The sequence below is a fragment of the Streptomyces sp. NPDC001828 genome (assembly GCF_042892175.1).
Classification (GTDB): Bacteria; Actinomycetota; Actinomycetes; order Streptomycetales; family Streptomycetaceae; genus Streptomyces.
Genome location: NZ_JBIATV010000024.1, coordinates 57094 through 76336 on the forward strand (window position 1 = coordinate 57094; position 19243 = coordinate 76336).

15 protein-coding genes are annotated in these 19243 nt (G+C 71.1%); 7 read left to right on the forward strand and 8 right to left on the reverse strand.

The features are described 5' to 3' along the window. Positions 1 to 5 precede the first annotated feature (5 nt). Entirely contained in the window at positions 6 to 2861 is a 2856-nt protein-coding gene (gene secA, locus ACFYZA_RS39465; protein ID WP_382600633.1) for a preprotein translocase subunit SecA, read from the reverse strand. A gap of 197 nt (positions 2862 to 3058) precedes the next feature. Here secA and ACFYZA_RS39470 point away from each other — a divergent pair, with 197 nt between their 5' ends. Then, on the forward strand, positions 3059 to 3631 hold the full coding sequence (locus ACFYZA_RS39470) for a GNAT family N-acetyltransferase (RefSeq protein ID WP_382600631.1): 573 nt from the start codon (positions 3059 to 3061) through the stop codon (positions 3629 to 3631). A gap of 40 nt (positions 3632 to 3671) precedes the next feature. Continuing rightward, positions 3672 to 4838 (forward strand): winged helix-turn-helix domain-containing protein, encoded by a 1167-nt coding sequence (locus ACFYZA_RS39475; protein WP_382600629.1) that lies wholly within the window; start codon positions 3672 to 3674, stop codon positions 4836 to 4838. Here the strand turns inward: ACFYZA_RS39475 and ACFYZA_RS39480 are convergent. From ACFYZA_RS39480 to mtnA, 7 genes are all read right to left on the reverse strand, one after another. Then, positions 4831 to 5589, reverse strand: a complete 759-nt coding sequence (locus ACFYZA_RS39480; protein WP_382600627.1) for a response regulator — start codon at positions 5587 to 5589, stop codon at positions 4831 to 4833. The two genes, ACFYZA_RS39475 and ACFYZA_RS39480, sit on opposite strands and share 8 nt — an antisense overlap. A gap of 249 nt (positions 5590 to 5838) precedes the next feature. Further along, entirely contained in the window at positions 5839 to 6528 is a 690-nt protein-coding gene (gene hpf, locus ACFYZA_RS39485; protein ID WP_382600625.1) for a ribosome hibernation-promoting factor, HPF/YfiA family, read from the reverse strand. Between the two features lie 313 nt (positions 6529 to 6841). Next, entirely contained in the window at positions 6842 to 7669 is an 828-nt protein-coding gene (locus ACFYZA_RS39490; RefSeq protein ID WP_388495044.1) for a ComF family protein, read from the reverse strand. A 68-nt stretch (positions 7670 to 7737) separates the two neighbouring features. Then, entirely contained in the window at positions 7738 to 9654 is a 1917-nt protein-coding gene (locus ACFYZA_RS39495; RefSeq protein ID WP_388495045.1) for an LpqB family beta-propeller domain-containing protein, read from the reverse strand. Beyond that, positions 9644 to 11647 (reverse strand): MtrAB system histidine kinase MtrB, encoded by a 2004-nt coding sequence (gene mtrB, locus ACFYZA_RS39500; RefSeq protein WP_382600619.1) that lies wholly within the window; start codon positions 11645 to 11647, stop codon positions 9644 to 9646. Before mtrB ends, ACFYZA_RS39495 begins: the two co-directional genes overlap by 11 nt. A gap of 1 nt (position 11648) precedes the next feature. Next, entirely contained in the window at positions 11649 to 12338 is a 690-nt protein-coding gene (gene mtrA, locus ACFYZA_RS39505) for a two-component system response regulator MtrA (RefSeq protein ID WP_189389435.1), read from the reverse strand. A gap of 4 nt (positions 12339 to 12342) precedes the next feature. Beyond that, positions 12343 to 13491, reverse strand: coding sequence for an S-methyl-5-thioribose-1-phosphate isomerase (mtnA, locus tag ACFYZA_RS39510; RefSeq protein ID WP_382600616.1), 1149 nt, complete (start codon positions 13489 to 13491; stop codon positions 12343 to 12345). A 155-nt stretch (positions 13492 to 13646) separates the two neighbouring features. On the opposite strand from mtnA, the gene ACFYZA_RS39515 reads away from it, so the two are divergent. The 5 genes from ACFYZA_RS39515 to ACFYZA_RS39535 are packed head-to-tail and all read left to right on the forward strand — an operon-like array spanning position 13647 to position 19069. Then, the gene (locus ACFYZA_RS39515; protein ID WP_388495046.1) at positions 13647 to 14891 is read left to right on the forward strand and encodes a glycerophosphoryl diester phosphodiesterase membrane domain-containing protein; all 1245 of its coding nucleotides are present in this window, start codon (positions 13647 to 13649) and stop codon (positions 14889 to 14891) included. A gap of 4 nt (positions 14892 to 14895) precedes the next feature. Then, entirely contained in the window at positions 14896 to 15585 is a 690-nt protein-coding gene (locus ACFYZA_RS39520; protein WP_388495047.1) for a DUF4129 domain-containing protein, read from the forward strand. Then, positions 15582 to 16769, forward strand: a complete 1188-nt coding sequence (locus tag ACFYZA_RS39525; protein WP_388495048.1) for a DUF4350 domain-containing protein — start codon at positions 15582 to 15584, stop codon at positions 16767 to 16769. Before ACFYZA_RS39520 ends, ACFYZA_RS39525 begins: the two co-directional genes overlap by 4 nt. Next, positions 16766 to 17749, forward strand: coding sequence for an AAA family ATPase (locus tag ACFYZA_RS39530; RefSeq protein ID WP_388495049.1), 984 nt, complete (start codon positions 16766 to 16768; stop codon positions 17747 to 17749). The genes ACFYZA_RS39525 and ACFYZA_RS39530 overlap by 4 nt, the downstream gene beginning before the upstream one ends. Before the next feature lie 9 nt (positions 17750 to 17758). Beyond that, positions 17759 to 19069 (forward strand): DUF58 domain-containing protein, encoded by a 1311-nt coding sequence (locus tag ACFYZA_RS39535; RefSeq protein ID WP_388495050.1) that lies wholly within the window; start codon positions 17759 to 17761, stop codon positions 19067 to 19069. The last annotated feature ends 174 nt before the right edge of the window (positions 19070 to 19243 follow it).

The window sequence follows — 19243 nt, forward strand, 5'->3', positions numbered from 1 at the left end:
CTCGCCTACTTCTTGCGGCGGCGGCCGCCCGTGGTCTTCTGGGCCTTGCGGCGCTCGGCGCGCGTCAGACCGTCCGTCTCCGAGCGGGCCGGCTCGTCGTCACCGTTGTCGAAGTCGCCCTCGACCACGCCGCCCTCGCCGTCCACCGTGGGCGCCGAGAAGTGCAGCCGGTCGGGGCGCTGCGGGGCGTCCAGACCCTTGGCGCGGATCTCCGGGCGCGCGGCCGGGATGGCGTCCTCCTTGCTGAGCGAGGGCGCGTCGGCGAGGACGGAGTCCTCCACCGGGACCTCCTCGACCTGCTGCTCGACCTGGACCTCCAGGTTGAACAGATAGCCGACGGACTCCTCCTTGATGCCCTCCATCATGGCGTTGAACATGTCGAAGCCCTCGCGCTGGTACTCGACCAGCGGGTCCTTCTGCGCCATGGCCCGCAGGCCGATGCCCTCCTGGAGGTAGTCCATCTCGTAGAGGTGCTCGCGCCACTTGCGGTCCAGGACCGACAGGACCACGCGGCGCTCCAGCTCGCGCATGATGTCGGAGCCGAGCTGCTCCTCGCGGGAGGCGTACTGCTCGTAGATGTCGTCCTTGACGGACTCGGCGATGAACTCGGCGGTGATGCCCGCCCGGTCGCCCGCGGCGTCCTCCAGCTCCTCCACGGTGACCTTCACCGGGTAGAGCTGCTTGAAGGCGCCCCACAGCCGGTCCAGGTCCCACTCCTCGGCGAAGCCCTCGACGGTCTCGGCCTGGATGTAGGCGTCGATCGTGTCGTCCATGAAGTGCCTGACCTGCTCGTGCAGGTCCTCGCCCTCCAGGACGCGGCGGCGCTCGCCGTAGATGACCTCGCGCTGGCGGTTGAGCACCTCGTCGTACTTCAGGACGTTCTTGCGGGTCTCGAAGTTCTGCTGCTCGACCTGCGACTGGGCGGACGCGATCGCCCGCGTCACCATCTTGTTCTCGATCGGCACGTCGTCCGGGACGTTCGCCATCGACATGACGCGCTCGACCATCTGCGCCTTGAACAGGCGCATCAGGTCGTCGCCCAGCGACAGGTAGAAGCGGGACTCGCCCGGGTCGCCCTGACGGCCGGAGCGGCCGCGCAGCTGGTTGTCGATGCGTCGCGACTCGTGGCGCTCGGTGCCGAGGACGTACAGGCCGCCGAGCTCCTTGACCTCTTCGAACTCGGCCTTGACGGCGAGCTCGGCCTTCTCCAGGGCGGCGGGCAGCGCCGCGGCCCACTCCTCCACGTGCTCGACCGGGTCGAGACCGGCCTGGCGCAGCTCGGCCTCGGCGAGGTCGTCCGGGTTGCCGCCGAGCTTGATGTCGGTGCCTCGTCCGGCCATGTTGGTGGCGACGGTGACGGCGCCCTTGCGGCCGGCCTGGGCGACGATCGTCGCCTCCCGGTCGTGCTGCTTGGCGTTGAGCACCTCGTGCTGGATGCCGCGCTTGGAGAGCTGCTGCGAGAGGTACTCGGACTTCTCGACCGAGGTGGTGCCGACCAGGATCGGCTGGCCCTTCTCGTGCTTCTCGGCGATGTCGTCGACGACCGCCTCGAACTTGGCGATCTCCGTGCGGTAGATCAGGTCGGACTGGTCCTTGCGGACCATCGGCCGGTTGGTCGGGATCGGGACGACGCCGAGCTTGTAGATCTGGTGGAACTCGGCGGCCTCGGTCATCGCCGTACCGGTCATGCCGGAGAGGCCGGCCTCTTCCTTGCCCTGCTGGTCGTGGCGCTTGTAGAGGCGGAAGAAGTTCTGCAGGGTGATCGTGGCGAGCGTCTGGTTCTCGTCCTTGATGTCCACCTCTTCCTTCGCCTCGATCGCCTGGTGCATGCCCTCGTTGTAGCGGCGGCCGGCGAGGATACGGCCGGTGTGCTCGTCGACGATCATGACTTCGCCGTCCATGACGACGTAGTCCTTGTCCTTCTTGAACAGTTCCTTCGCCTTGATGGCGTTGTTCAGGTAACCGACGAGCGGGGTGTTCACCGACTCGTAGAGGTTGTCGATGCCCAGCCAGTCCTCGACCTTGGCGACGCCCGGCTCGTGGATGGCGACGGTGCGCTTCTTCTCGTCGACCTCGTAGTCGCCGGTCTCCTCGATGCCCTTCAGCGGGTTGCCCGCCTCGCCCTTGGTCAGGCGCGTCACCAGCTTGGCGAAGTCGCCGTACCACTTGGTGGCCTGGTCGGCCGGGCCGGAGATGATCAGCGGCGTACGGGCCTCGTCGACCAGGATCGAGTCGACCTCGTCGACGATCGCGAAGTTGTGGCCGCGCTGGACGAGCTCGTCCTGGGACCACGCCATGTTGTCGCGCAGGTAGTCGAAGCCGAACTCGTTGTTCGTGCCGTACGTGATGTCACAGGCGTACTGCGCACGGCGCTCGGCGGGCGACATGTTGGCGAGGATGCAGCCGACCTCCAGGCCGAGGAACTTGTGCACCCGGCCCATCATCTCGGAGTCGCGCTCGGCCAGGTAGTCGTTGACCGTGATGAGGTGCACGCCCTTGCCGGACAGTGCGTTCAGATAGGCCGGCAGCGTGCCGACGAGGGTCTTGCCCTCGCCGGTCTTCATCTCGGCCACGTAGCCGAGGTGCAGCGCGGCTCCACCCATCATCTGGACGTCGTAATGGCGCTGGCCGAGGACGCGCTTGGCGGCCTCGCGCACGGTCGCGAAGGCTTCGGGGAGCAGGTCGTCCAGGCTCTCGCCGTCCGCGTACCGCTGCTTGTACTCGTCGGTGAGGGCACGCAGCTCGGCGTCGGAGAGGTTGACGAAGTCCTCTTCGATGGAGTTGACCTGGTCCGCGATGCGGTGCAGCTTGCGCAGGATCTTGCCTTCGCCTGCACGCATGATCTTTGAGAGGACGGACACGGGGGTTGGTCTCCTTGCCGGTCGGGCCTGGCGCGGTCGAGTGGCTATGGGTGTGGATACAGCAACGGTCATCGTATGCGAGGACCCGGCCGCGCCGGGAGGTCTGCTGTTACGACAACGGACGGGACCGGCCGAAGGTGCCGGTCGGGTGGGGAAATGAGGTGGTTCCCGCAGCCGTGGGCAAGGAGAATCGGGCGATGGAAGCCATAACGCTCACCACCGAACGCCTCCTGCTGCGCCCCGTCGGCCCCCAGGACGCCGACGCCACCCACGCGGCCTGCCAGGATCCCGACATCCAGCGGTGGACGACCGTCCCCTCGCCCTACTCGCGCGAGCACGCGGAGGCCTTCACCTCTTCCTACGGTCCGGACGGCTGGCGCCATGACACCGACTACACCTTCGCGGTACTTACTGCGGACAGCTCGGCCCTGGTCGCCATGATGGGCGTGACTCGGCGCGGCCCAGGCTGCGCGGAACTGGGCTTCTGGGCGGCCAAGGAGCACCGGGGCCGCGGCTATGTGGTGGAGGCCGCGACCCGGGTGGCCCGCTGGGCCTTCGAGGCGGCCGCCGTCGACCGTCTGGAGTGGCGGGCGGAGGTGGGCAACGAGGCCTCCCGCGCGGTCGCCCTGAAGGTCGGCTTCACCATGGAGGGCACCTTGCGCTCGGCGGCCGTGCACCAGGGCAGCCGCCGGGACAACTGGGTCGGATCCCTGCTTCCTACGGATCTGGGCCTGCCCGGCGTGCTGCCCTACCTGCCCGCGGGGACCTGACCCTCCTGCGTTGTCAGTGGCGGCCACTATCGTGCGGAGCATGACGAGCCTGCCGCCTGCCGCCGCCGAACTGTCCGCCGACGAGGCCCGCAGGATCGCCCTGCGCGCCCAGGGTTTCCTCGGCGCGCCCGACCGGCGGGGCGGGGTGCGCGGGGTGCTGCGCCACCTGGGCGCCGTCCAGCTCGACACCATTTCCGTGCTCGCCCGCTCGCACGAGCTCGTCCCCTACGCCCGCCTCGGCGCGGTCGGCCGCGCCCGGGTCGAGGAGGCCTACTGGAGCGGCGGCCGCTCCTTCGAGTACTGGTCGCACGCGGCGTGCGTCCTGCCCGTCGAGGAGTGGCCCCACTTCGCCTTCCGCCGCCGCGCCTACCGCGCCCGGCCGCACTGGGGGCACGAGCTGCCGGACGGCGCCTACGAGCAGGTGATCAAGCAGCTGCGCGCCGAAGGCCCGCTCACGGCAACGGACTTGGGCGGCGCCAAGAACAAGGGCGAGTGGTGGGACTGGTCGGCCTCCAAGGTCGCCGTCGAGCGGGCCCTGATGTACGGCGAGGTGGTCTGCACCGAGCGGCGCGGCTGGAAGCGGGTCTATGACCTGGCCGAGCGCGCCATTCCGGACGCGCTGCTGCACGACGACCTGGACGACACCGAGTGCCTGCGCCGCCTGGTGCGGCTCGCCGGCCAGTCGCTCGGGGTGGGCACCCGCGCCGACATCGCGGACTACCACCGCCTCAAGGGCGAGCAGTTCGACGCGGTCGTCGCCGATTCGGGCCTGGTGCCGGTCACCGTGCAGGGCTGGGCCAAGCCTGCCTGGGCCGACCCCGAGGCGCTGGCCACCGAGCCCCGCGGCCGCCACCGCACCACCCTGCTGTCACCGTTCGACTCGCTGGTGTGGGACCGCGCCCGCACCGAGCGTGTCTTCGGCTTCGCGCACCGCCTGGAGGCGTACGTCCCCAAACCCAAGCGGATCCACGGCTACTTCGCGATGCCGCTGCTCTCCGGCGGCCGGCTGGTCGGCCGTGTCGACCCGGCCCGTGAGGGCCGCACCCTGGTCGCCAAGCAGGTCTCGCTGGCCTCGCCGAAGGCCGTGCGGCCCATGGCGCAGGCCCTGTTGGAGGCAGCGACGTGGGTGGGCTGCGATGCGGTACGGGTCGAGCGGGCCGGGTCGCCGCAGGAGACGGCGGCGCTCGCCTCGGCGCTGGCTACCTGATCTCCAGGATCTTCTCGCGCATCGCGTAGACCACCGCCTCCATCCTGGAGTGCAGCTGAAGCTTCTCCAGGATGTTGCGCACGTGGTTCTTCACGGTGTTCTCGGAGATGAACAACTCCTTGGCGATGTCCCGGTTGTTCATCCCCGTGGCGACCAGCTTCAGCACCTCCAGCTCACGTTCGGTGAGCCGGGGCGCGGGCACCAGGCGGCGCTCGTCGCTGCGCTGGATCATCGACTTGAACTCGGTGAGCAGCTTGGAGGCCATTGAGGGGCTGATCTGCGACTGGCCGTCGGCCACCGCACGGATCGCGGTCGCCACCTCGTCCGTGGAGATCTCCTTGAGGAGGTAGCCGGTCGCCCCCGCCTTGATCGCGTCGTAGAGGTCCGCCTCCTCGTCGCTGATCGTCAGCATGATGATCTTCGCGCTGGGGGCCACCTCCTTGATGGAGGTGCAGGCCTCGATGCCGCCGCGGCGCGGCATCCGTACGTCCATGAGCACGATGTCCGGCAGCAGGTCGGCCGCCTTGTCCACCGCCTCCGCGCCGTCCCCGGCCTCGCCGACGACCTGGATGTCCTCCTCGGCGGCCAGCACGATCTCGAGTCCCCGGCGGAAGAGCGCGTGGTCGTCCACCACCAGGACCCGGATCGGCTCCTTGCGGGAGCCCCCCGTGTCCATGCCGCTCTCGCGGTCTCCCCCGTTCGGGCTGTCGGCATGGGAACCGCCGTGCACCGGCCCGAAGCTGTCCGCCATCGTTCCTCCCCCTGAAGGCCGTGGCCCGCGTTGGTGTGCTGCACCAACCACGCTCCAGGGAGCTGCGGTTGGCGTGCGACGCCATGATTTCATGCCCGGCCGACAGAAGGGTGGTCCAGTGGTCGCACGGTGGTGCCCCTGGGGGCGCACAAGCGCTCCAGGGGCACCGTCGCCCGCTGATACGGCGCGCCGTCCTCAGACGTTCAGCGCGCCCGTCCGACGGGTTGTCCGTGATCCTGCCGGGCCGGGTCAGCCGCCCAGCGCACCGCCCGCACCGCTCGCGTCCTCACCGGCGAGCGGGTCGGTCTCCAGGCGGATGACGCCGTAGTCGTAGGCGTGCCGCCGGTAGACGACACTGGGGTTCTTCGTCTCCGAGTCGACGAAGAGGTAGAAGTCGTGCCCGACCAGCTCCATCTCGTAGAGCGCCTGGTCGAGCGTCATCGCGGCAGCGGTGTGTGTCTTCTCGCGGACCACCAGCGGTCCTTCGCCCTTCACTTCGAGCGAGCCGATCCTGGTGGTGGGGATGCGGTCTTCCTCCGAAGTGTCCACAAGCTCGCCGTTCCCGTTCAACTGCGCCACACCCGGCACGGCGTCGACGACCTCGGCGGCCGAGAGCCGGCCATTGCCACGGCGTGTGTAGCGCTTGTCGTGCTGCTTGCGCAGCCGCGCCTCCAACTTGCCGGTCGCCAGATCGAGCGCCGCGTACGGGTCTGCTGCCGCCGCCTCCGCGCGGATCACCGGGCCTCGCGAGTGGAGGGTGATCTCCACCCGGTCCGAGCGGTCCGCCTGCCGCGGGTTGTGTTCCTTGGACACCTCGACGTCGAGGCTGATTACCTTGCCGTCGAGCTTCTGGATCTTCTCCAGCTTCAGCTTCTCGGCCACGTGCTTGCGGAACCGCTCGGGCACCTCGGTCTTGCGGCCCTTGACGACGATGTCCACGCAGAACTCCGTTCCCGGATCACTCCGCCATCTGCGGAGCTGCTCCCTTTTGCACCAGACCCCGGTGAGTGCCGGGGCGTCGGACTCGGTGACGTATCACCTCCTCCTCCCCCGTCGAGAAGATCCCCACCCCACGAACTCGGGGGTAAGTGAAAACGCGCCGAAGCTCAGTCGTGCATTAAGTGAACGGGCTTTCGCCATTCCTCACAACCGAACATAGCTCTCTCGGCCGGAAGTCGGCACCCGCTACTCGCACGTACCTCCACTCGGGTGTTTCTACCCTCTCATTACCTGCAACGATGCAAGTTCTCGGTCAGTTCCGGTTTATTGCGAACGATTCCGGAGCCGCCGCGACAACGGCGGCGAGCGGGCGCGAAACATCGCCGTCCGGCGGGGCCGACCCGGCCCCTCGCCGACGATGCGAAGCTCCCGCCGGGGGAAATGCTGGAATTCCCTGCCTGGGGCATCCATCTCCGTCCGGGGCGTCCTCGTGCGGACCGCCTACCCCGGCCGCGCGGATCGCACGCGCCGCCTCCGCAAGGGATGCGCCGGTGGTCATCAGATCGTCCACCAGGACCACCTGGCCGCCCCTCAGGAGCCGTACGCCACCGCCCGCCACCACAAGGGCCCCGGACAGATTCCGGAGCCGCTGCGGGGCGCTCAGGCCCGCCTGGTCGGCCACCGTGCGGCGTTGCCGCAGGACGGCGGCCACCCGGGCGTCCGTACCGCTCCGCCGCAGCTCCCCGGCCGCCGCCAGGGCGATGCGCCGGGTCGCGTCGTGCCCGCGGGCCCGCACCGCACGCCGCGACGACGGCACCGGGACCAGCAGCAACGGCCCCCGCGCACAAGGGCCCGCGGCCGCCCGTGCCGCACCCGCCAGCGCCTGACCGAGCACCCCGGCAAGGCCGAGGGCGCCCCGCTCCTTGTGGCCGAGCAGCACCGCACGCACCGCGTCCTCATAGGGCGCGGCCGCGTACACGGTGGGCAGCCCAGCGGGCTCCGGCGCCGGACGCACCCGGCACGCGGACGCCCCGAGCAGCCCCGCCCGGCACCCCCCGCACAGCGCCGTACGCGGCCTGCCGCAGCCGCCGCACGCGGTCGGCAGCACAAGGCCGGAGAACTCCCGCCACCACCCCCGCATGGCATCCACTGTGCCAACGGGAGCGGGCCGCCGCCACCCCTGTGGACAACGCGTCCACAACCCCGGAACTACCCCGGATACGCGGGCGCCGAGCCCTTCTTGACGGCCGTGCGCCAGTTCGCGCCGGGCGGCAGCCGGACGATGCCGTCCTCCTGCGAGTGCGCCACCAGCGGCATCCGGTCGTCGTCCGTGGCGGCCACATCCGTGACCTTGTTGACGCTCGGCAGCGTGCCGGCGGCCGACGTGGAGCCGTCCGTCTGCACATAGCGCAGCTGCTGAGAGACGCCGCCGGTCTCCTTGCCGACCACCACGAGACGGCTGCGCCCGGCCCAGGACACGGCCGTCACGTCTTCCATCTGCGGTGCGCCGGCGCGCAGTTCGACCACCGAGACCACACTCTTGTCGCCCTCGCCGGTCCGCTCGACCCGGCCGATCCGCAGCGTCGTGTTGGTGCCGTCGGACACGAGCAGCGCGGCGCGCACCCCGTCCGCCGACATCCGCACCTGCTGGATGCGCGCGCCGTTGAGACCGGCGACGTCGACCGTCTGCGGCTCGCCGGCGCCCCGCACCAGGCGCAGCAGCCGCGGCTTGGCCGCGTTGCGGTCAGCCACCCACAGGTCGCCGCGCCCGTCCCAGCTCGGCGCCGAGAGGCCGCCGTCCTTCGCGTCCTTGTCGTCGCTGGTCACCGCCGTGCGCGCCAGCGCGCCACCGGCCGCGAGCGGGGCCACGAGCAACGACTTGCCGTCCGCCGACACCCCGGCCGCGCGCTTCTCGTCCCGCGAGACCGCGACCGTACGCACCTGCTGCTCGCCCTTGCCGAACGGGCCCTGCACCGGCTCGGTCACCACCGAGGCGTCCGAGCTGTCGGAGTCGTCGGCGCCGTCCGTGCTGCCGCCCGAGGTGTCCGAACCGCCCGCGTCGGCCCGCATCCGCTCGACGTGACCGCCGGCGTCCACGAAGTACTGGCCGGGACTCGTCGACATGCGGTCCGGCGCGTACGTCTCGGCCTGGTCACCGCTGAGCACGCACAACTGGGACCCGTTGGCCCGGTCGAGCTCCACCTGGCCGACCCGCGTCGTCGTCAAGTCCCGCAGCGTGAACAGGATTTGGGCCGCCATGCGCTTGCACTGCGCCTCACCGGCGTTGGAGGCGCGCTCGTTCAGGGGCACCTTCAGGGCGTTGCGGTCGTCCAGGGCGAGGGTCTTGGTGTCGCCCTTCAGCGCCGTGCCCGAGGGAAACTTCGAGGCGACCACCGGTTTCAGCCAGTTCGTCGGGCCGTCCAGAACGGACTGCACCGTCTGCGTGATCAGGTTCATCTGCGTCACGGGGTCGGTGCGCAGCCGCACGTACACCGGGTCGGCGACGAGGCGGTCCTGGCCCGCCGCGAAGTAGTACTTGTTGACGGAGCGGTAGATGCGCTGGAAGTCGGACTGGCCGAGCAGCAGCCCCTCAGGCAGCGCGTCGATGCGCCACTCGCGGCCCGTCCCGTCGGCCCCGCTCTGGCGGACCAGATGGATGGTCTGGTTGTACGTGTCCTGCGGCTTGGCCGGCTGGTAGGCGTGCTGCTTGTCCACGACGGCGACGGGCTTGCCGGACACCGTGAAGGTGAACCCGTTGGCGTCCGCGCCCCGGTCCGCCGAGCGGTTGGGCTGCGGGTCGGGGCCGTCGGCCAGGACGGTGACCTGGGTCGCCCGCCAGTCCATCGCGGCCTTCGGCGTCAGATACTGGCGGGCCATCGCGAACTGCGGATCGTCGCTGGTCATCGCCTCGAGGAAGCCCGAGACGATCTCGTTGGGCTCGGCGCCCGGACGCGGCGGCACGGCGTACACCTGCACCTGCGAGTCGGCCCGCTGGGACGCCGACACCGAGTGCACATCGCCGCTGCTCGGCATGGACGCGCAGCCCGACACGAGCAGCGAGCCGCTGCCCAGCACGACCACCGAGCCCAGCAGTCTGCCGCGGGCCCTCCCCCGGTCAGCGCCCACGGGCCGATCCCTCCTGGTCAGTCGTTTCGACGAGCCGCTCAGGGGCCGCCGTACCGTCCTCGCGCGCCGCCCCCGGCCGCGTGTCCGGCTCCGTCTCGGGGCGCCGCGCCACCACCCGGCCACCGCCGCCGCCGGGCAGCCCGGCGGGGCTGGCGCCCGGGCCCGAGGTGCGCGGACGCACCGGGGCCGTGGGCGGCACGGGCAGCGTGGACCGGTCCACACGAGGTATCGGCACGGTGGAGAGCCGGTTGCCCTGGGCCCCCGAGGACGCCGTCTCGGTCCTGGCCCGCTCGCGGGCGGCCCGTGAGTCCTCGGGCTCCAGCGGTATCGGCGATCCGCGCAGCGGCTCGTCGGCGGTGCGCGGCAGCGTCAGCCGGAACTGGGAGCCCCCGCCCGGCTCGCCCCAGGCCTGCAGCCAGCCGCCGTGCAGCCGCGCGTCCTCGACCGCGATCGACAGGCCGAGCCCGGTACCGCCGGTCGTACGGGCGCGTGCCGGGTCGGCCCGCCAGAACCGGTTGAACACCCGGGTCGCCTCGCCCGGCTTGAGCCCGACGCCGTAGTCCCGCACGGCGACGGCGACAGCGCCGCCGGCCGCCGCGAGGCGCACCACGACGTCCCGGCCCTCGCCGTGCTCGACGGCGTTGACGACCAGGTTGCGCAGCACCCGCTCGACGCGGCGGGCATCCGCCTCTGCGACCACCGGCTGCTCGTCGCCGGCCACCCGTATCCGGGTGCCCTTGCGCTCGGCCAGCGGCTCGGCGCCCTCGATGACCCGTCGTACGACCTCGCGCAGGTCTATCGGCTCGGCTTCCAGGGCGGCCGCGCCCGCGTCGAACCGGCTGATCTCCAGGAGGTCGGCGAGCAGCGACTCGAAACGGTCCAGCTGCCCGGCCAGGAGTTCGGCCGAGCGGGCCGTCACCGGATCGAAGTCGACCCGTGCCTCGTGGATGACGTCGGCCGCCATCCGTACGGTCGTCAGGGGGGTGCGCAGCTCGTGCGAGACGTCGGAGACGAACCGCCGCTGCATCCGCGACAGCTCCTCCAGCTGATTGATCTTGACCTGGAGATTCTGCGCCATCTTGTTGAAGGCCTCGCCGAGCCGGGCGATGTCGTCCTCGCCGGTGACCTTCATGCGCTCTCTGAGCACGCCCGTGGAGAGCCGTTCGGCGACTCCGGCCGCCATCCGCACCGGCGTGACCACCTGTCGCACGACGAGCCAGGCGATCGCCCCGAGCAGCACCACGACGAAAAGCCCGGCCGTCGCGAGGGTCGTCTTGACCAGGGTGAGCGACTTCTCCTCCTGCACCAGCGGGAAGAGGTAGTACAGCTGGTAGGACTGCCCGTCGACGTCCTTGAGCCGGGTGCCCACCACGAGCCCGGGCTCGGCCTCCTGGCCGTCGGTGAACTTGATCGAGGTGTACGTCTTGAACGCGCCGGTGCCCTCGTCGACGCTGTCCCGCAGGCTCTGCGGAACGCTGGCCCGGGGATCCACATAGCCGGAGGCGCGCGGCCCCCGGTTGCTGGAGGCCGAGTCCGAGTCGGAGGAGGCCGAGCCCAGGGCGACGACGTAGAACGCGCCCTGGCCGCTGCTCGCGAGCTGGGTCACCAGGTCGTTGCGCCAGCTCACCGACGAGCCGGAGCCGCGACCGCCCGAGGTGCTGTCGTCGCCGGAGGAGACCGGGGTGCCGGCCTTGTCCTTGGCGACCGCGAACCCGCCCGCCGACTGGCTCTCGGCCGCCTTCTCCTTGGTGTCGAGCAGGCCGTTGCGCACCGCCCCGATGACCACGAAGCCGAGCAGCACGACCACGCCCAGCGACATCAGCAGGGTGGCCGCGACCACCCGGAGCTGGATGTTGCGCCGCCACAGCCGTGCGGCCGGCAGCAGCGGGCGCCGCAGCCAGCGCACGACGAGGCGCAGCACCGGACCGCCGGGCGCTCCGTCCTGGAGCAGCCGGCCGCCCCAGGACGTCTTGCGCCCAGCTTCTTGGGTCATCTCAGCTCGGTCCTGCCTTGTAACCGACCCCACGGACGGTCACCACGATCTCCGGCCGCTCGGGGTCCTTCTCGACCTTCGAGCGGAGCCGCTGCACATGCACGTTGACCAGGCGGGTGTCCGCCGCGTGACGGTAGCCCCAGACCTGTTCGAGGAGTACTTCTCGAGTGAACACCTGCCACGGCTTGCGGGCGAGCGCGACCAGCAGGTCGAACTCCAGCGGGGTCAGGGCGATCGACTGCCCGTCCCGCTTCACCGAGTGGCCTGCCACGTCGATGACCAGATCGCCGATGGCGAGCTGCTCCGGCGCAGGCTCCTCGGACCTGCGCAGCCGGGCCCGGATCCGGGCGACCAGCTCCTTCGGCTTGAACGGCTTCACGATGTAGTCGTCGGCCCCGGACTCCAGGCCGACCACCACGTCCACGGTGTCGCTCTTAGCGGTGAGCATGACGATCGGCACACCCGACTCGGCCCTGATCAGCCTGCAGACCTCGATGCCGTCCCGTCCGGGCAGCATGAGATCGAGCAGCACCAGGTCGGGCTTGGCGTCACGGAATGCCGCCAGTGCCTTGTCGCCATCCGCTACGAACGACGGCTCAAAACCTTCTCCACGCAACACAATGCCGAGCATCTCGGCCAGTGCGGTGTCGTCGTCGACGACAAGGACGCGTCCCTTCATAAACGTCATCATCCCATTAGCTAATCGTTACCTGGCGTGACCTGGCACACAGCTCCCTCAGTCCGCCCCCTGTGACCGGGGACAGCACCCCCTCCTCGGTGACGATCGCCGTGACCAGTTCCGGCGGTGTCACATCGAAGGCGGGGTTGTACGCCTGGGTCCCCAGCGGGGCCACCGGAAGGCCGGAACCCGACCCCCAGCCGCCACCGGCGGCCTGCGGCAGAGTGACCTCCGTCACCTCCTGGCCGGGCCGCTGCTCGACCTCGATGCCGGCGCCGTCGGGGGTCTCCAGGTCCACGGTGGTGACGGGCGCGACCACGATGAACGGCACGTGGTGGTACTTGGCGAGCACGGCGAGCGGATAGCTGCCCACCTTGTTCGCCACCGAGCCGTCGGCCGCGATCCGGTCGGCGCCGATGAGCACGGCGTCCACCTCACCGGCCGCGAACAGCGAGCCGGCCGCATTGTCGCTCAGGAGGCTGTACGCCATCCCGCTGCTCGCCGCCTCGTACGCCGTCAGCCGCGCGCCCTGCAGCAGTGGCCGCGTCTCGTCGACCCACAGCCGCCTCAGGTGGCCCGCCCGGTGCGCGGCGAGCGCGACCGCGAAGGCGGTGCCCTCGCCGCCGGACACCAGTCGTCCGGTGTTGCAGTGGGTGAGGATGCGGTGGCTTCCGCCCGGCAGCAGCTCGTCGAGCAACGCCAGCCCGTGCCGGGCCATACGCGCGCTGGCCTCGGCATCTGCCCGGTGCAGCTCCTTGGCGGCGGCCAGCGCCGCGGCCCCGGCCTCCGCCGCTCCCCCGCCCTTCTCGACCACGGCCCGGTACGCCCCGGCCGCCAGCCGCACTCCGTACGCCAGGTTGACCGCGGTGGGCCTGGCCCCCGCGAGCAGCGCCGCCGCCTCGTCCACGTCGTAGCCACGGGCCGCGGCGAGCGCGACCCCGTAGGCGCCGGCGATGCCGAGCAGCGGGGCGCCTCGTACCGCCAGCTTCTGGATGGCCAGCACAAGGCCCGGCACATCGGTGCAGACCAGCTCCATCTCCTCGGCGGGCAGCCGGGTCTGGTCCAGGAGGACCAGCACGGGGCCCTCCGGCGGCTCGTCCCAGCGCAGCGAAGGTATTCCCGAAGGGCCGGGGCCCATGGTGGTTCGCACGTCCTGATCAGCCATCCGCCCAGTCTGCCCCGGAAGCCGCCGACAATTGAAGGTGCGAACGAGATACGGGGGCAGGTCCATGGCCGGGATCCACGTGACACCATGGCAGCCAACCCGAAGGAGCCGGCATGCGCAGCCGGTCCCGCGACCAATCCACGAGGTGGACGACCGTGAACGACTCTCCGGGCTGGGCCTCGCCCGGATCGCCCTCCTCCGACGGCGAGAACTCCGGCACGCCCCCGACACCGGAGCCCTCCGACCGGGCCCGCGCCTCCTCGAAGTGGTCGAAGGACCAGCCCCCGGCCGCCCAGTGGTCCTCGCCGGGCGCGCGCCCGACGCCTCCGCAGCAGGCCCCCGGCTGGGGCGGCGGGCAGCAGGGCCAAGGCGGCTGGGAACAGGTGCCCGGGCAGCCTCCGGGCGGCCACTGGAACCAGAACTACGGTCGCCCGCCCGCCGCCAAGCCGGGTGTCATCCCGCTGCGCCCGCTGGGTGTGGGCGAGATCCTCGACGGTGCCGTCTCCACCGCACGCGCCCACTGGCGCACGGTCCTCGGCCTCACCCTGACCGTCGCGGTGATCTCCCAGATCGCCCAGATCCTCGCCGTCCGCTACGTCCTGCCGGCCCCGGCCTCGATCAACCCGAACGCCACCGGCACCGAAGCCGTCAACCAGGCCTTCGACGCGATGCAGTCCAGCCTGGTCGACCTCGTGCCGCCCGTCGTGATCGGCCAGTTCGCCACCCTGTTCACCACGGCCATCCTCACGATCGTGGTCAGCCGCTCCGTGCTCGGCCGCCAGGTGAGCCTGGGGGACGCCTGGAGCGAGGCCCGTCCGCGCCTCCTGAGCCTGTTCGGCCTGCTGGCCCTGTTGTTCGTGATGTGCGGCTCGATCATCGCCGTCGGCATCCTTCCCGGCGCACTCGTCGGAGGAGCCGGGGGTGCCGCGCTGGCCCTGCTGGGCGGCGCCGCCACGTCCGTCGTCGCACTGTGGCTGTACGTCCGCTTCAGCCTCGCCTCGCCGGCGCTGATGCTGGAACGGCAGAGCATCGTCCAGTCCCTGCGCCGCTCCGCCAAGCTGGTCAACGGCTCCTGGTGGCGGATCTTCGGCATCATCCTGCTGACGTCCGCACTGACGGCCATCGTCTCGATGATCATCACCATCCCGTTCACCTTCGCCGCGATGGCCGCGGACAGCAGCTCCTTCAACGGCCTCCTCGACGGCACCACCCCCGACTTCAACTGGGCCTACCTGATCATCTCCGGCGTCGGTGCCGTGATCGGCTCGGCGATCACCTACCCCATCGCGGCCGGCGTCAGCGTCCTGCTCTACATCGACCAGCGCATCCGCCGCGAGGCCCTCGACCTCGAACTGGCCCGCGCCGCAGGCGTTCCGGGCTACGAGACACCCGGGAGCTGATGCAGTGTCAGAAGCGGGGGGCTTCATCACGGCACGGCTGCTGAACGGCGCATCCGCTACGCCTCCGGTCGACATCGGACGCGACCCGGCCCGCGAGGCGGCCCGGCGCGAACTGTCCGACCCGGCGTACCACCAGAACGACCCGAGCCTCCTCCAGCGCGGCCTCGACAAGTTCTGGGACTGGGTCGGTTCGCTCTTCGACTCGGCCTCGGGGGCAACGCCGGGCGGTCCGCTCGGCCTGGTCGTGATCGCCGTCGCCGTCATCGCGCTGATCGCCGCCCTGTGGTGGCGGCTCGGCACCCCGCAGCGGGCCGTCACCTCTGGCGGCACCGTCTTCGACGACCGCCCGCGCAGCGCCGCCGAACACCGCACCACGGCCGAGGCGCATGCCGCCGCCCGCCGCTGGAACGAAGCCGTCCAGGAACGGATGCGTGCCATCGTCCGCTCGCTCGAAGAACGCGCCCTCCTCGACCCCCGCCCCGGCCGCACCGCCGACGAGGCCGCCGCGGAAGCCGGCCGCCCACTGCCCGGCCACGCGGACCGACTCCGCGCCGCCGCCCGGTCGTTCGACGACGTCACATACGGCGGCCGCACCGCCGACGAACCGGCGTACATACGGCTGCGCGATCTCGACCGGGACCTCGAACGCAGCAAGCCCGCCCTGAGCGAATCGACCCCCGGGGCCGCCGAATGACCGCCACTGCGGCCGCCCCCACCTCCACCTCGGTCACGGCCCGCCACCTGTGGACCCGCACCCGTGGACTGGCCCTCGCCCTCACCCTCCTGATCGCCGCCGGCATCACCCTCGCCGCGCTGCGCTCCGACGCCCAGCACGGCAGCCTCGACCCGCGCTCCGCCGACCAGTCCGGCAGCCGAGCCGTCGCCGAGCTCCTCAAAGCCCAGGGCGTCTCCACCCGCGTGGTCACCACCCTCGACGAGGCGACGGCCGCCGCCGGCCCGGACACCACACTCCTGATCACGGTGCCCGATCTCCTGACGGAGGGTCAGCAGCGCCAACTCCACTCCGCCACCGCCGACTCCGGCGGCCGCACGCTCCTCATCGCCCCCGGTCCGCCGTCGCTGGACATCCTCGCTCCCGGCGTACGCGCCGAAAGCCCCGTCCCGGTCAGACCGCGCGACCCCGACTGCAGCCGGCCCGACGCCACCCGCGCGGGCCGCGCCGACACCGGCGGCATCCGCTACGCGAGCCCCGACGAGAACAACGACGGCTGCTACTCCGCCGACGGCCTCCCCACCCTGCTCCGCGCCCCCTCGGCGCACGGGCAGGGCGACACGGTCCTGCTCGGCGCCCCCGACCTGCTCCTCAATCACCGGCTCGACGAGGAGGGCAACGCCTCTCTCGCCCTCCAACTGCTCGGCACTCGATCCCATGTGGTCTGGTACCTCCCCTCGCTGGGCGACGCGTCGGCCACCGACGGCGGCAAACGCTCCTTCTTCGACCTGATCCCGTCCGGATGGCGGTGGGCCACCGTCCAACTCGCCCTCGCCGCCGTGCTCGCCGCCATCTGGCGCGCCCGCCGGCTCGGCCCCCTCGTCACCGAGCGGCTCCCCGTCGCCATCCGCGCGTCCGAGGCGACCGAAGGCCGCGCCCGCCTCTATCGCAAGGCCAACGCCCGCGACCGCGCGGCCGCCACACTCCGCTCCGCCACCCGCACCCGTCTGGCACCCCTCCTTGGTGTGGCCGCCTCGGCGGCGCACTCCCCCGAAGCCCTCGTCCCGGCCGTCTCCGCCCGGCTCCCCGCGACCGGCCGCGACCCCCTTTCCCTGCTCTTCGGTCCAACCCCGGCCGACGACGCCTCACTTGTCCGCCTCGCGGACCAACTGGACGCCCTCGAAAGAGAGGTACGCACTTCATGAGCGACCGCACCCCGGAGACCGCAGCGAACCCGGACAGCGCCCGCGCCTCCCTCGAAGCCCTGCGGGCCGAGATCGCCAAGGCCGTGGTCGGCCAGGACTCCGCCGTCACCGGCCTGGTAGTCGCCCTCCTGTGCCGCGGCCATGTGCTGCTCGAAGGCGTACCCGGCGTCGCCAAGACCCTCTTGGTGCGCGCCCTGGCCGCTTCCCTCGAACTCGACACCAAGCGCGTCCAGTTCACCCCCGATCTGATGCCGAGCGACGTCACGGGCTCCCTCATCTACGACGCCCGCACGGCGGAGTTCTCCTTCCAGCCCGGCCCGGTCTTCACCAACCTGCTGCTCGCGGACGAGATCAACCGGACCCCGCCGAAGACCCAGTCATCCCTCCTTGAGGCCATGGAGGAGCGTCAGGTCACGGTCGACGGCATCCCGCGCCTCCTGCCCGACCCGTTCCTGGTGGCGGCCACCCAGAACCCGGTCGAATACGAGGGCACGTACCCGTTGCCTGAAGCCCAACTGGACCGATTCCTCCTGAAGTTGACCGTTCCGCTGCCCACCCGCCAGGACGAGATAAACGTCCTGACCCGTCATGCGAACGGCTTCAACCCCCGCGACCTCAAGGCGGCAGGCGTCCGCCCGGTGGCCGGCCCCGCCGATCTCGAAGCCGCCCGCACCGCCGTCGCCAAGACCTCGGTCTCGGACGAGATCACCGGCTATGTCGTCGATATCTGTCGTGCCACGCGTGAATCCCCCTCGCTCAGCCTCGGGGTCTCCCCGCGAGGCGCCACCGCCCTGCTTTCCACGGCCCGGGCCTGGGCCTGGCTCACCGGGCGGGACTACGTCATCCCGGACGATGTGAAAGCCCTGGCACTCCCCACACTTCGCCACCGCATCCAACTGCGTCCCGAAGCCGAGATGGAGGGCGTCACCGCCGACTCCGTCATCACTTCGGTCCTCGCCCACGTCCCCGTACCCCGCTGAGGCGACCCCGTGGCCCTCACCGGACGCTCCGCACTCCTAGCCGCTCTCGGCTCCGTCCCGGTCGGCGTCTTCGCCCCGGGATGGACCGGCATGCTCGCGGTCAACGCTCCCCTTGCACTCGCAATTCTGTGCGACTACGCCTGCGCCGCGCCAGTGCGAAAGCTCCGATTCACTCGAAGCGGTGACACATCCGTTCGACTGGGCGACGCGGCCACGGTCGACCTCACCGTCACCAATCCTTCGAATCGCCGCCTCCGCGCCCAGCTCAGGGACGCCTGGCCGCCCAGCAGTTGGGCCCCCGGGGCCGAACAGGCCGCGTCCCGCCACCCGTTGACAATCCCGGCCGGCGAACGAAGCCGCCTCTCGACGGCGCTGCGCCCGACCCGCCGTGGCGACCGCCAGGCAGCCCGCGTCACGGTCCGCTCATACGGCCCCCTCGGCCTGGCCGCCCGTCAGGGCAGCCACGATGTCCCCTGGACCGTGCGCGTCCTGCCGCCGTTCACCAGCCGCAAACACCTGCCGTCACGACTCGCTCGGCTACGCGAACTCGACGGCCGGACCAGTATGTTGACCCGTGGGGAAGGCACCGAGTTCGACAGCCTCCGCGAGTACGTTCCCGGCGACGACACCCGCTCCATCGACTGGCGCGCGACCGCCCGCCACGGAAACGTCGCCGTACGCACGTGGCGCCCGGAACGGGACCGACATGTCCTCGTCGTCCTGGACACGGGCCGCACCTCGGCCGGCCGAGTCGGTGACGTACCCCGTCTCGACGCCGCCATGGACGCCGCACTGCTGCTCGCCGCTCTCGCCTCACGCGCCGGCGACCGAGTCGATCTCCTCGCGTACGACCGCCGAGTCCGTACCCAGGTCCAGGGCCGAGCCGCAGGCGAACTTCTGCCCGCGCTGGTCAACGCGATGGCCCCGCTCGAACCCTCCCTGGTGGAAACCGACGCCCGCGGCCTCTGCTCAGCGGCCCTGACGCACGCCCCGCGCCGCTCGCTTCTCGTCCTGCTCACCAGCCTGGACACAGCGGCAGCGGAAGAAGGTCTGCTTCCCGTGCTCCCCCAACTGACCCAGCGCCACACGGTGTTGGTGGCATCGGTGGCTGACCCCCACATCCAGCAGATGGCAGCCGCAAGGGGCGACGTCGAGGCGGTCTACGAGGCGGCCGCAGCCGCCCAAACCCAAGAACAGCGCCGCCGCACAGCAGAAAAGCTGATGCGTCACGGCGCCACGGTCGTAGACGCCACCCCCGACGACCTGGCGCCCGCGCTGGCCGACGCATACCTCGAACTGAAGGCGGCGGGCCGTCTGTAGACCTCGGCCGGGCAGGGGGAGAGGCCTCCGATCTCCCCTCCCCCTACTAACTGCCCCGATCTCCTCTACTTTCCCCTGGAACGCGAAAAAGCCCCGCACCGTGATCCGTATTTCTACAGATCATGATGCGGGGCTTTCCCCTAAAATTTGTTCGGCGGCGTCCTACTCTCCCAC